Below are 12625 nucleotides of genomic sequence, written 5' to 3' on the forward strand. Positions count from 1 at the left end.
CGCTCTGCAGGCGGCGGGTGGGGAACGTGGTCGAGGTGACCGCGCGCAGCTCGTCGAGGAGCGTGTCGTCCACTGTGGCCGCGAGCTCGCCGTCGCGCACCGCGGTGACCCACTGCGCCAGCGTCGGTCCTGGCCGGATCGGGCCGGCGCACTGGACGCTGTCGTCGGTGAACATCGTGACGTCTTCCGGCATCGAGTTCATCCGCAGCAGCGGCGGTTGGGCGAACCGCCACACGCGCCCGGGGCCGGGCGGGAACGGGTCGACCAGGTGCACGGTCAGGCGACCACGCAGAAGCTCGGGCGCGTTGGCCGCGATCCGTTCCAGGAGCCCGATTCCGCGCGGACCGGCGCCGACGATGGCGATCGCGTGTGCTGTGTCGGGTGACCGCATCCGTCCCTCCCGCCGGTGACGGTACGGACTTCGCGCGCCGCGCGCCGCCTCGTCCGCATGCTGGGAACCGTTGACTGGACACACCGCGACCAGGTGCGATGGTGACCGTGCCACCGAACCCGCCCCTCGTCGTGCAGCTCTCCATCGAGCTGCCGAGGAACCCGGACACGCTCGCCGCGTTGACCGAACTGCTGCACTCGGTGGCCGAGCTGCCGGGCGTGGCCGTCCGGCCGCCCACGCAGCCCGAGCTACCGCTCCTCCGGAGATCCACACCGCACGATCCGGACGACCGGCTGCGGATCGTGCCACAGGCACGGACGGTGCTGCGTCACGGGTTGCCGGTCCCGTTGACGCGCCTGGAGTTCGACCTGCTGCTGTACCTGACCGAACGGCCGCGCCGGGTGCTGCCGCGCCGCACTCTCATGGCCGACGTGTGGGGCATCGACGAGCCACTGAACAGCCGCACGGTCGACGTCCACATCAGACGGTTGCGGGACAAGCTCGGCTCGGACCGCCCACGGATCACGACGGTGCGCGGTATCGGCTACCGCTTCGACGGCGCGCAGGACGTGGTCATCGAGCAGGCGCCGGAGTGGGCAGTGGTGTGACGCGGAGGCACCCGGCGCAGGACTCGACGAAGACCCGGATGGCCGGCCGGTAGTCCCCCGGTCCGCCACACGACCGCCGGCTCCCTTGGCGCCAACCCGTCGACCGGCCGGCAGACCACGTCCTCCCGCCGGAAGATCTCCGCGTTGCCCGCCGCGAGAAGGGTGACGCCGAGCCCGGACGCGACCGCCTCCTCCGCGGTCGCCGCCTCGGCAGCCACCCGCGCCGGCCCGCCGCGCTGGTCGGTCGCGCCGGTCGGTCGCCAGCCAGAAGTCCCGCGCCGGACCCGCCCGCAATCACGACAACCAGCAGCCCCAACACGTCGTTGGCGATGTGTCATCTCTGCCGTTGATCTTCTTCCCGAGGCGTCGATTCCTTGACTGGCTTCGCCGACGTTGCAAGAGGTCTTCACGCTCAGCGAGTCGCTGATCGCCGCACTCGGAGTCGCCGCTCGACCCTTCGCCACGCGAACCTCGTACCGGGGGACTGACACCGCACCCGGTCGAAGCCACCTGGTTTCCCGCGTTCTCATCGGGTCTGTTCATACGATTGGGGGAATGAAGTTCGAGTACTCGGAACAGCGACCTAGGATTTCATCCATGGAGTCCCGTCGCAGTGCTACCGAATGATCCAGGGCCCGGGTGGGTCGTGTTCGGAGCGACCCTGATCCAGACGGCCGCCGCGATACTGCAGGTCACGCAACAACGAAGCCAGGACCAGCAACGCGGTTCGCGCACTGGCCGCAGCGTTCATGTGGGAGTGCGGCTGGGCCTTGCGGCGCTCGTGCTCGGGTTCGGCGGTTGGCTGGTGGTGGCGAACATCGACAACCCCACCTCGGCGTTGCGAGTGGTCGCCTTTGCGCCCGCCATACTGCTCGGTACCGCCGCGTTCTTCGGGTGCACGCGCGCGTTACTCACGACGCCGGAGTCGCCGCCCCGTCCTCCGCCACCCAATCCACCCATCCTCAGCCAGCACATGCCGGCCTGGCACGAGGTGGTGCGGATTCGGGAGGTCCGGTACCAGCAGGAGCTGGAGGCGTCCCGCACCTCGCCGGCACAGGCGGTGTCCCTGGTGCTCGGGGCGGTCAGCGGGCTGGCGGTCGTCTACTGCGCACTCGTCTACGCGGCGGTGCTGTAACCAACCGAAGTGGGGCATGTCATGACACATCCGTACCGTAGCCGCGGGAACCCTGATGCCGGCGCCATGGCCGGGCTGACGGGTGAGCTGAAGAACATCGCCGCGGTCGCGGCCTTCGACAACCACGTCATCGTCGGACAGCTCATCGAGATAGTCGACCAACTGGCCCTCCAGGTCCAGAATCACTCGTTGCGCCTGGCGATCCACCAGCTCCGCAACCAGCACGCCGTCTTGCACACGAACACCGCCGCCAGCGTCCAGCAGGCGAAGCAGCGGTGGTACCCGAACGGGTAGGGCTCAACCGCTGCTCCCGATGCCAGCACTCTTCGACAATCCGACACAACCCAAACTCCACCGGAAACGAACGTGTCAACACCCCTCCGGCACGTATCACCTCGACGATCAGGTCACGGTCATCGTCGGAACGCGGCCACACCTGACGGTGCTTGACGTTCTGAAATCCCTGGGCGAGGAGCTGTCGCCTGCCAATTGGCCGAGCGGATGCCGTGTCGGCTGACACGCAAGGCCGTGCCGAGCGCCGACGGGAATCCCGTGGTGTTGGCAAGCAGGTGGCGAGCCTGGACGTGCTGAGCGGCGGGCGGTTCATGCTCGGCGTCGGCGCGGGTTACCTCGAACCCGAGCTGACCGCGGCCGGCCTGGGCGTCGACACGGACGAGTACCTGGACGCCATGGCGTCGCTGTGGCACGACGAGGCGCCCGCCTTCCACGGCCGGCACATCTCTTTCGCGCAGGTCGACGCGTACCCTCGGCCGGCGAACGTGCGGGTCGTGGTCGGCGGGCATAGCCGGGGCGGCGTCCCGCTGGGCGGTGTCCCGGCAGGTGGTCTCCCGATCGTCGACGAGACCCGCTTGCGGCCACAGTGGAACTTCGCCCGATGAGCGGGCTGTATGTGGCTACGTATCGCTGTACGATCTCTGGCCGAGCCCCTTTTCCTGCGAAGGGATCACGGCATGACGAGGCAGCACGACCGTGTGACCTCCTCGGTGGCCTGGCGGTTCCCCGCCAAGCACCTGCCGCGGCCGGAGGTCCGACCGTTGCCCGAGGCGCCGACCTCCACCTGGCGCATCATCGGTCCCGGCGTCATCGCCGCCGGGGTCGGGCTGGCATCCGGCGAGTTCATCCTCTTCCCCTACATCGCGTCCCAGGTCGGGCTGGTGTTCGTCTGGGCGGCGCTGGTCGGGTTGGTCACACAGTACTTCCTGAACATGGAGATCGAGCGGTACACGCTGGCCACCGGCGAGACGGCGCTCACCGGCTTCAGCAGGTTCTGGCGGCACTGGGGCCTGGTGTTCGCGATACTGACCATCCTCGCGAACCTGTGGCCGGGCTGGGCGACGAGCTCCGCCACGATGATCACCTACCTGACCGGCGGCGGCAGCGTCACCTGGATCACCGTGGGGCTGCTGCTGTTGATCGGGTTGGTCCTCACGCTGGCGCCGGTGGTGTACGTGGCACTGGAACGCGCGGAGATGCTCAAGGTCGCGGCCGTGCTGGTGCTGCTGCTGGTCGGCGCGGTCGTCGCGATCTCCGCCGACACGTGGGCGGACCTGCCGAAGATCGTCACCGACGCGAGCGTGCCGATCAACCCGCTGGGGCTGGCGCTGTTGATGGGCGCGCTCGCGTTCGCCGGCGCGGGTGGCGGCCAGAACCTGGTGCAGAGCAACTGGATCCGCGACAAGGGCTTCGGCATGGGCAGCTATGTGCCGCGGATCAGCAGCCCGGTCACCGGCAAGCCGGAGGCCGCACCGAGCACCGGCTTCATCTTCGAGCCGACCGAGGAGCACCTGTCGCGGTGGCGTTCGTGGTGGCGCTTCGCCAACCGCGAGCAGCTGTACACGTTCGTGCTCATCACCTTCCTGACCATCCTGTTCACGTCGCTGCTGTCCTACGCGACCGTGTACGGGAAACCGGGGCTGGCCAACGACATCAGCTTCCTGCGGACCGAGGGCCAGGTGCTGAAGTCGGCCGCTGGCCCGTGGTTCGGCGTGCTGTTCTGGGTGATCGGCGCGTTCTCCCTGTTCGCGGCGGCACTCGGCATCGTCGACTACACGAGCCGGCTCGTCGCGGACGTCGTCAAGACCGCGTATGCCAAGGACACCAAGGAGAGCACGCTCTACTTCGCCGTGGTGTGGGTGCTGGTGCTCGTCGGGTGCGGGATCGTGCTCGCCGGGTTCGCGCAGCCACTCATCCTGCTGGTGATCTCCGCGTGCGTCGGCGGGTTGATGATGTTCGTCTACTCGGCGTTGCTGATCGTGCTCAACCGCAAGGTGTTGCCGCGGCAGATCCGCATCCGCGCCGGTCGGACCGCCGTGCTGGGCTGGTCCGTGCTGCTGTTCGGCGTGCTGAGCTTCCTCACCCTGGTCGAACAGGTCGGCAAGCTGTTCTAGCCGGTGCCGGCCGCGCCCGTGGGAGCCGACCGGGAGTGCGGGCGCGGGAGAGGAGATCACCGCCGACCACCTGCCGGGTGCGGCGGCGGTGCGACGAACTCGCCGCGGTGTCGGCGGGCTGTGCGGTCAGGAGTTCCGGGCCGCCTGCTCCACCTCGTCGAGATCCTCGGCCGTTACCAGGCGGTACTCGGCCACCCGCTTGCCCACGGCGAAGCGCGGGTTCTGGATCCGCCCGTCGCGGGCCTCGGAGTACGGGTCGGCCAGCTCGCCGAACGCGATCTGTGACACCGCGCGGATCGCGTCGTCGACGCGTTGTGGTCGGTCCAGGCTCCACGCGTCCCCGTCGCGCCAACCGCGGATGCGTTCGTAGATCCGGCGGTTCGTCGGTGGGAACGGGTAGTCGTCGTCGCCGGCGAGCCACGGTTCCGCCAGCGCCAACGCCACGTACCACTCCTTGGAGTAGCGGGTCAACTGTCCTCTTCGGACATGGGGCTTCAGCTCGGTGTCGTTGTGCACCACCGAGACCGGGCGCTCGGCCGACATCGTCGCGTGCACGGTGAACGTCATCAGCAGGTCGGTGTAGAGCTCCGCCCCGACCCGCTTGCCCGCCAGCAGGACCAGCTCGTTCTTGCCCTCGTCCAGCAACGCCGTCATCTCCCGCACCAGCGTCACCCGGCGTGCCCCGCCGGGCGCGTCGAGCAGGCTCGACAACCGGCCCTCACCCGCGCCCAGCCAGCGCAGCCACGCGGCCTCCGCGCCGACGACCAGCTCGGCGAGCGTGCCGGAGACGTGCGGCGCGCACCCCGGCAGGCGCAGCTCGATCCGCCCCGGTCCGGGGCCGGCGGCCGAATGCGGGTCGCGGCCGAACACCAACCGCTCGCCGGGGGCGAGCATCACCGGGTGCAAGTCGCTGCCCCGCACCATGACCTGCGGCATCCTTCTCCCCACCGTCGGAACCGACGAAGGGCAGACTACCCGCTGGGCGACCGCGGCCGGGGCCAGAACGGCAGGAGACATAGCCATACGGTGACACCGAAGGCGCGTGGCGGCAGGGGGAACGTTCCTCAACAGCCGAGGGAACCGAGATCCGGCACCCCCGCGTCGGCGAGGTTGCCGCACAGCCGCCGCATGGCCGCGTTCGGGTCCAGCTGCCAGACCCCGATGTCGGTGTCGGTGCCGCCGGACACGAGCAGCTTGCCGTCCGGCGAGAACGCGATCTCGTTCAGTGGCGCGGAGTGCCCGGTCAGCGTGGCCACGAGCGTGCGGCTGGGCAGGTCCCACAGCCGCACGACCGAGTCGTCCGTGGTGATGGTCGCGAGCCTGTCGCCGTCCGGGGAGATCGCGATGTCGCGGATGGCCGAGCTGTGCCGGCCGAACTGGTCGCCACGCAGCTTCCCGGTGACCGCGTCGCGGATCTGAAGGTGGTTGCCCGTGCCGCCGGTGATGACCGACCTGCCGTCCGGGGTGAACACCGCGGTGATGAGCGACTGCGTGTCGAGCGGGACCGGCTTCTCCTCGGTGAGGTCCGGCAACCGCCAGGACAGCATGGTCGCGGTGATGGGCCCGTCGGTGTCGCTGCCGACGAGCGAGTCGCCCTGGTTGTTGGTGAGCGCGAGCAGGCGGCGGCCGTCCGGCGAGAACATCAGCTTGGCGGGGGACTGGTCACCGAGCGGGATGTCCGCCTGCTGGGTGAGCGTGGCCACGTCCCACACGCCCATCCGGTAGTCGTAGGGCACGCGGAGGCCCAGCGGGTTCTGGTGTGCCGCCGCGAGCAGCTTCCCGTCGGGCGAGACGGCCAGCGCACCACGGAACTCGCGGTTGTTCAGGCGCACCGACCGGGGGTGGCTGAGGTCACCGCTCTTCGCGGTCACGGTCAGCACGCCGTTCACCGAACCGGTGATGCGGGTCCCGTCGGACGTGTACTTGACGGTGTAGGTCGCGGAGTCGAGGCTCGACTGCGGGCCGACGTCCTCGCCGGTGCGGATGTCCCACGTCGTGAGCGTTCCCTTCGCGTCGCCGGCCGTCGCGGTCCGGCCGTCGGGGCTGACGTCCATGCCCGTCACCGACTCGGTGAGCGAGGAGTGCCAGTTCACGTTGGTCTGCCAGCGGAGCACGGTCCCGTCGCTCGCGGCCGCGACGCGCGTGCGCCCGTCACCGGACACGGCGATCGCCAGGACCGTCCGGCCGGCCAAGGTGCTGCCCTGCCGGGCCTGGGTGAGCGTCCCGGTGAACGCGCCGGTCAGCGGGTCCCACAGGGTGAGTGCGGTCGTGGCGCTGTTGGTGTAGAGGACCGTGCCGTCCGGGTTGAACGCGATCGCCGACGGTCCCTGTCCGGGATCCGTGATGTACCTGGTGATGTCGGGGAACGCCCGCACCAGCGCGCCGGTCTCGGGGTTCCACAACCGGATGGTGTTGTCCGCGACGCTCGCGCTCGCCAGCAGGTCCGGGGAGAACGCCACGAGCACCGAGATGATCCCGCTCCCGTTGGGCCGGGCGGTCTTCTGGTGCTCGGTGTTGCGCGACACCAGCTCGCCGGTGTTCGGGTTCCACAGCTCCAGCCCGCCGGAGCCGTCGCCGGCAGCGAGCCGGTCGCCCGACACACTGTAGGCGAGGCTGTAGGTGTTGGTGTGGCCGGGCGCGATCCAGCGGTTGACGTGGCCGCTCCTCGGGTTCCACTCCCCGATCCCCACGCTGGAGTCGCCGCGGATGCTGATCGAGGCGATCGCGGTGCCGTCCGGCCGCCACGCCACCGGCCCGATCGCGGGTTGGGTGTCCATGAGCGTGCTGACCAGCTTGCCGTCGGGGACGGACCAGATCTTCACGCCGCTGCCGGGGTGCTTGCTGTCGATGGACGAGACGGCGAGCATGCTGCCGTCCGGCGAGAACTTCAGCGCGAGGATCGTGCCGACGCCCTTGATGTCGACGTCGAGCCGCTTGCGCCTGGTCAGGTCCCAGAGCGCGACCCCGCCCTCACCCGAACCGACCGCGACCAGCCCGCCGTCCCGAGTGACGTCGATCGTGTACCCCTGTCCCAGTCCCGACCGGAAGTTCGACGGGTAGGTCAGCATCGGCGCGGACAGCAACGCGCTGCGGGCCTCGACGGTCGGGCTCGTGTGCCAGCCCTCGACGGCCTTGCGCATGGCGTCGACGGGGTCGGTGTTCCCCTCGGCGAGCGACTCCGCCGCGAGGACCCTGGACTGCCCGACCTTCTGCGCCTCGTCGGTCTCGATCCGGGCGAAGAACGCGATGCCGCCGGCCACGAGCGCGAGCACCAGCAGCGTGGCCAGGCCGACGACGTAGCCGCGCAGGCGCCGGGTGGTCCGCCGCCGGTCCCGCTCGCTGGCCTGCAGGAACGCGTGCTCGTCCGGCGTGACATCGCTCCGCCCGCTCGCCCAGTCGAGTGCCGCGGCCAGCCGCGCGCCCCGGTAGAGGTCGCCGCGGTCCTGACCGCCCGCACGCCAGTTGGCCGCGGACTCGCCGAGCCGCTGGCGCACCAGCAGGCCGTCGCGGTCCTCCTCCACCCACTGCCGCAGCCGGGGCCACGCGGTCAGCAGCGAGTCGTGGGACAGCGACACGGTGTCGCTGTCGACGGTGACCAGTCGCGCCGCGACCAGGCTCTCGAGGATCCGCGGCGGCACCTCGCCGCGGGGCGCGTGCCGGCGGGCGATGCCGCCGCCCTCCAGCAACGTCACCATGCGCAGCATCGCGCCGCGCAACGCCCACCGGTCCGGCTCCGCGAGCCGCGCGTACACGCCGTCGGCGGTCAGCGCGACGGCGCGGTCGACCCCGCCGGTGCGCTGGTAGCCCTCCAGCGTCAGCCGGTTCCCGCTGCGGTTGTGCCAGGTCTCGCGCAGCGCGTGGGCGAGGCGGGGCAGCGCGCCGGAGTCGTGGCCGGCGTCGGCGATCAGCCGGTCGACGAGGCCCGGCTCCAGCTCAAGGCCCGCCGCCTCCGCCGGCATGGTGACGACCCGCGCCAGCTCGTCGGCGGTCAGGGGGCCGAGCACGTACGGCGCGTTCAGCGAGGGCTTGAGCGAGGGCAGCGTGATGCAGTGCTCGACGAAGTCCGCGCGCACCGCGAGCACCACCCGCGCCGGCCACGCGCTCGCCAGCGCCGTCGCGAACGCCTCCCGCTCGCGCTGGTTCCCGCACAGGGTGAACAGTTCCTCGGCCTGGTCGACGGCCACCACGAGCGGCGCGTTCTCCCCGGCCGCGGTCCGGCACAGCTCGCCGAAGTCACCCGGCCGGACCCACAGCCGCTGCGCCAGCTCGCGCGGGTTCGCGTGGGTGAGCGCGGCCAGCCGGGCGGCGAGCGTGCCGATCGGCCGGTCCCCCGGTGTCATGGCGAGCGACTTCTCACCCGCCTTCGCCTGCGCGGCGAGCAGTCCGGCGTGCAGCAGCGACGACTTGCCGGCCCCGGACGCGCCGACGACGATCAGCGGGCCGTCGTCGGCGCGCTGGCGGGCCAGCCGGGCGAGCAGGTCCCGCACGGCCTGCTCACGGCCGAAGAACCAGTCGCTGTCCCGGATCCCGAAGCTCTGCAGGCCCGGGTACGGGCAGCTGTCGGTGACGTGGCCGGTGCGCGGGCTCGCCTGCTCCCGCACGAACGACATGAGCAGCTGTACGAAGTGGCCGCCCTTCTGCGTGGGCGCGACGGCCATCGCGGTCGGCGCCTCGGCCGTGACCGCCGCGGCGGCCGCCATCAGCTCACCGGCGGTCGGGTAGCGCCGGCGGGGGTCCTTGTCCATGCCGGTGCGCACGACGAGGTCCATGGCCGGTGGGATGCGCCGGTCGAACAGGGAGGGCGACGGCGGCGGGTCGCCCAGCTGGGCGGCGAGCTTGCCCACGGTGTCCGTGGCGGGGAACGGCACCCGCCCGGTGAGGCACTGGAACAGCACGCACGCCAGCGAGTACACGTCCGACGCGGGGTCGGCGGCGCCGTCGGCGCCACGCATCAGGCGTTCCGGCGCCATGTAGTCGAGGGTGCCGACGTAGTCACCCGGGCTGGTCACCCGCGTCACGTCCTCGGCGATCGGGCGTGCGATGCCGAAGTCGGCCAGGTAGGCGTTGCCCGTCTCGTCGAGCAGGATGTTGGCGGGCTTGACGTCCCGGTGCAGCACACCGGCCGCGTGCGCGGCGTCGAGCGCGGCCGCGACCTGGGTGAGGACCTCGATCGTGCGTGCCGGCGACAGCGGCCCGTCGGCGAGGACCCGCTTGAGGTCCGGCCCCTCGATCAACGCCATGTCGAGGTACAGCCGGCCGTCGATCTCACCGTGGTCGTGGATCGGCACGATGTGCGGGTTGTTCAACCCGGCGACGAGCATGGCCTCGCGGCGGAAGCGGGCGTGGAACTCCGGCTCGGCGAAGCCGGGCAGCCGTTTGAGCGCGACGTGCCGGTCGTGGACCGTGTCGTAGGCGCGGTGGACCTCGCCCATGCCACCGCGCCCGAGCAGTTCCTCGATCCGGTACGGACCGAACAACTCCGCGACCGTATCCGTCATGTGCGCGCTCTCCCAGGTCCGCGTGCCCCGAACGCAGAATTATTTACACGAGTCACGCATGGCCTGGATGGCGGCACTCACCTCCGCTTCCGGCGTGCCCTGGGGCAGGTCCCAGATGAAGTGCTTCGTCGCGTCGATGCACGGCTTCAGCGCCGAGTTCTGCGACTCCAGGTCGCTGTTGTGGTCCGTCGCGCTCGACTTGTCGCCCTCTGCCGCCGAGACGTTCTTCTTGACGTCGGCGAGCTCGGACTTCTTGTCCGCCAGCACGGAGCTCGCCTTGTCGTGGTCGCTGTTCGCGGCGACGTAGAAACCGGCGAACACCCCGGCGGCGGCGAACATGAGCACCGCGGCCACGATCAGGACGATGCGCGCGGTGTTCTTCGGCTTGGCCGGTTGCGGCGTCTGCGCCGGCTGGCTTCCCGTGTAGTACGACGGGAACGACGGATTCTGCTGCGGCGTGCCCGTCGGCGGGGACTGCGGGTAGGACGCCGCCGGGAACGGGTTCGACGGCGGACCGGGGAACGCGCCGGACTGCGGGTTCGAGTACGGGCCCTGCTGCGGGTTGCCGTACGGGTTCTGCTGCTGGCCCTGGTAGGGACTCTGCTGCTGGTTGTTCGCGTACGGGTCCGCGGGCTGGCCCGTGTACGGGTACGTCGGCTGGTCGGCGGGCGGCTGGTTGCCGAAGTAGTCGGTCATGTCGCTAGCCCCCTATGCCCTGCGGACAGGCGTCGACCATCTTGCTGACGGCGTCGCTCAGCTGGTCGCTCGAGGCGTTGAGCGCGACCTTCGCCGCGTCCGCGCAGGCCTGGTACTTGTCGTGGGTGTCCTGGAGGTCCTTCCCCGTCTGCTCGAGGTCGGACGCCTCCGACTTCGCGTCCGACAGCTTGTCCTTCTGGTCCTTGATCTGCTGCTCGGTGTTCGTGACCTGACTGTTCGTGTCCGCGACCGCTCCCCGCTCGGAGAGGAAGAGGAAGAGGAACAACCCCGCCGCGAGCGTGAGCACCACCACGAGCACGGAGAGGACGATCGTCGCCGTCTTCTTCGTGCCGTTCGGCGTCCCGGGCGGCGGCCCGGTGGGGGTGACTGGCTGGAACACTGCGACTCCCGTAATCAGCGTGTCTGCGCACGCACCAGGACACTCCCCGGCGCGCTCGCTCGCTATCAGTCTCGCCGCCTGGGACGGTAGCGGTAAGCGGAATGTTCCCCGGTGGGACGAAATTGGGCCGACCGGAGGAATGGGCCGTTCCGGAGGAACCGGCCGGCCTCACGTCCTCATGACCTCTCCGTGAACAATTCAGCCGGTTCCGTGACCGAACAACGAGAACACCGTGAGCCGGGCCCTGGTTTCCGCTCACGCCCCTCCGGGACGCTTTCCTCGTACCGCGGAACGAGTGTGAGGGGCCGATGTGACCACGCGCCTGATCTCCGTTCCCCACGCCCTCGCCCACTGGGCCGCGCACCGCCCGGACACCACCGCGTTCACCTTCCTGGGCGGCGGGCTCGCCGTGGACCACGAGCTGACCTACGCGCGGCTGGCCGAGGCCACCGGGCGGGTGGCCGGCTTCCTCCGCACCCGCGTGCAGCCGGGTGACCGCGCGCTCCTGCTGTTGCCACCCGGTCCGGACTACCTCGCCGCGTTCCTCGGCTGCCTGTCCGCCGGGGTGGTCGCCGTGCCGCTCTACCCGCCCCGGACCGGCGCGAAGCTCGACCGCATCGCCGCCGTGGTCCGCGACTGCCAGGCCTCGGTCGCCCTGACGACCGAGGCCATGCTGCCGCTGCTCGGCGATCTCCCCGTCACGCCCCACGCCGTCGACGACCTGGCCGACGACCTGGCCGGCGCGCCGGTCACGACGCTGCCGAACCCCGAGGCCGTGGCCTTCCTGCAGTACACCTCCGGTTCCACCGGCAATCCCAAGGGCGTCGTGGTCAGCCACCGCAACCTGACGGCGAACCTGTCGGCCATCGCGGCCGGGTTCGGCGTGCGGGACGACGACGTGGTCCTCAGCTGGCTGCCGCTGTACCACGACATGGGGCTGATCGGCACGACCCTGCTCCCGCTGTTCACCGGCCGGCCGGCGGTGCTGCTCGACACGTTCGAGTTCGTGCGCGACCCGCTCGGCTGGCTGGTGGCGATCGACCGCTTCGGCGCGACCTGTTCCGGCGGTCCGGACTTCGCCTACCAGCTGCTCGCCGACCGGTACGACGCCGACCGGCTGTCCGGTGTGGACCTCTCGCGCTGGCGGATCGCGTTCAGCGGCGCGGAACCCGTCAACGCCGCCACCCTGACCGCCTTCGCCGCACGCTACGGGGCGCACGGGTTCGCCGGCAGCGCCTGGTTCCCCTGCTACGGCCTCGCCGAGGCGACGTTGTTCGTCAGCGGTTCGGCGACCGGTCACCGGACGAACACCGTGGACGGCCGGGTGATCGTGTCGTCCGGCACGACCGCCGTCGACACCGAGGTCGTCATCCGCGGCGACGACGGCCTCCCCCTGGCCGACGGCGCGGTCGGGGAGATCTGCGTCCGCGGCCCCGGAGTCGCCCGCGGGTACTGGAACAAGGACTCGACCGGCACCTTTCGCACCACG

The 12625-nt window shown here is 70.7% G+C and carries 11 protein-coding genes; 6 read left to right on the plus strand and 5 right to left on the minus strand.

Features of this window, described 5'->3' with window-relative positions; all coding sequences use genetic code 11:
- Positions 1 to 391: FAD/NAD(P)-binding protein (locus ACJ73U_RS06590; protein WP_407776629.1), on the minus strand; the 391-nt coding region annotated here is incomplete at its 3' end.
- A gap of 101 nt (positions 392 to 492) precedes the next feature.
- On the opposite strand from ACJ73U_RS06590, the gene ACJ73U_RS06595 reads away from it, so the two are divergent.
- The 5 genes from ACJ73U_RS06595 (at position 493) to ACJ73U_RS06615 (ending at position 4542) form a co-directional block, all read left to right on the plus strand.
- Positions 493 to 999, plus strand: coding sequence for a winged helix-turn-helix domain-containing protein (locus tag ACJ73U_RS06595; RefSeq protein ID WP_407776630.1), 507 nt, complete (start codon positions 493 to 495; stop codon positions 997 to 999).
- Between the two features lie 757 nt (positions 1000 to 1756).
- Entirely contained in the window at positions 1757 to 2134 is a 378-nt protein-coding gene (locus ACJ73U_RS06600; RefSeq protein ID WP_407776631.1) for a hypothetical protein, read from the plus strand.
- A 21-nt stretch (positions 2135 to 2155) separates the two neighbouring features.
- Positions 2156 to 2428, plus strand: a complete 273-nt coding sequence (locus ACJ73U_RS06605) for a hypothetical protein (RefSeq protein ID WP_407776632.1) — start codon at positions 2156 to 2158, stop codon at positions 2426 to 2428.
- Between the two features lie 275 nt (positions 2429 to 2703).
- Complete coding sequence (locus ACJ73U_RS06610; protein ID WP_407776633.1) at positions 2704 to 3033, plus strand: LLM class flavin-dependent oxidoreductase; 330 nt, start codon at positions 2704 to 2706, stop codon at positions 3031 to 3033.
- A 72-nt stretch (positions 3034 to 3105) separates the two neighbouring features.
- Positions 3106 to 4542 carry an Nramp family divalent metal transporter gene (locus ACJ73U_RS06615; protein ID WP_407776634.1) on the plus strand — a complete coding sequence of 479 codons (1437 nt, stop codon included), beginning with the start codon at positions 3106 to 3108 and terminating at the stop codon, positions 4540 to 4542.
- A gap of 126 nt (positions 4543 to 4668) precedes the next feature.
- Here ACJ73U_RS06615 and ACJ73U_RS06620 read toward each other — a convergent pair whose 3' ends face one another.
- The 4 genes from ACJ73U_RS06620 to ACJ73U_RS06635 all read right to left on the minus strand — a co-directional run bounded on the left by ACJ73U_RS06620 (position 4669) and on the right by ACJ73U_RS06635 (position 11136).
- A complete protein-coding gene (locus tag ACJ73U_RS06620) occupies positions 4669 to 5478 on the minus strand; it encodes a hypothetical protein (protein WP_407776635.1) in 810 nt (269 codons plus the stop codon).
- Positions 5479 to 5606: 128 nt separating this feature from the next.
- Positions 5607 to 10040 carry a protein kinase domain-containing protein gene (locus ACJ73U_RS06625; RefSeq protein WP_407776636.1) on the minus strand — a complete coding sequence of 1478 codons (4434 nt, stop codon included), beginning with the start codon at positions 10038 to 10040 and terminating at the stop codon, positions 5607 to 5609.
- Positions 10041 to 10079: 39 nt separating this feature from the next.
- Positions 10080 to 10736 carry a hypothetical protein gene (locus ACJ73U_RS06630; protein ID WP_407776637.1) on the minus strand — a complete coding sequence of 219 codons (657 nt, stop codon included), beginning with the start codon at positions 10734 to 10736 and terminating at the stop codon, positions 10080 to 10082.
- A gap of 4 nt (positions 10737 to 10740) precedes the next feature.
- Positions 10741 to 11136, minus strand: a complete 396-nt coding sequence (locus ACJ73U_RS06635) for a hypothetical protein (protein WP_407776638.1) — start codon at positions 11134 to 11136, stop codon at positions 10741 to 10743.
- Between the two features lie 310 nt (positions 11137 to 11446).
- Here ACJ73U_RS06635 and ACJ73U_RS06640 point away from each other — a divergent pair.
- A partial coding sequence (locus ACJ73U_RS06640; RefSeq protein WP_407776639.1) for an AMP-binding protein occupies positions 11447 to 12625 on the plus strand: 1179 nt, incomplete at its 3' end.

It is taken from the genome of Actinophytocola sp., from assembly GCF_045807065.1.
GTDB lineage: Bacteria > Actinomycetota > Actinomycetes > Mycobacteriales > Pseudonocardiaceae > Actinophytocola.

What these genes read in the sequence shown, in the direction of transcription:
- ACJ73U_RS06625 (WP_407776636.1), bottom strand. Translation starts at nt 10,040, where the DNA reads ATGACGGATACGGTCGCGGAGTTGTTCGGTCCGTACCGGATCGAGGAA.
- ACJ73U_RS06605 (WP_407776632.1), top strand. Translation starts at nt 2,156, where the DNA reads ATGACACATCCGTACCGTAGCCGCGGGAACCCTGATGCCGGCGCCATG.
- ACJ73U_RS06630 (WP_407776637.1), bottom strand. Translation starts at nt 10,736, where the DNA reads ATGACCGACTACTTCGGCAACCAGCCGCCCGCCGACCAGCCGACGTAC.
- ACJ73U_RS06620 (WP_407776635.1), bottom strand. Translation starts at nt 5,478, where the DNA reads ATGCCGCAGGTCATGGTGCGGGGCAGCGACTTGCACCCGGTGATGCTC.
- ACJ73U_RS06615 (WP_407776634.1), top strand. Translation starts at nt 3,106, where the DNA reads ATGACGAGGCAGCACGACCGTGTGACCTCCTCGGTGGCCTGGCGGTTC.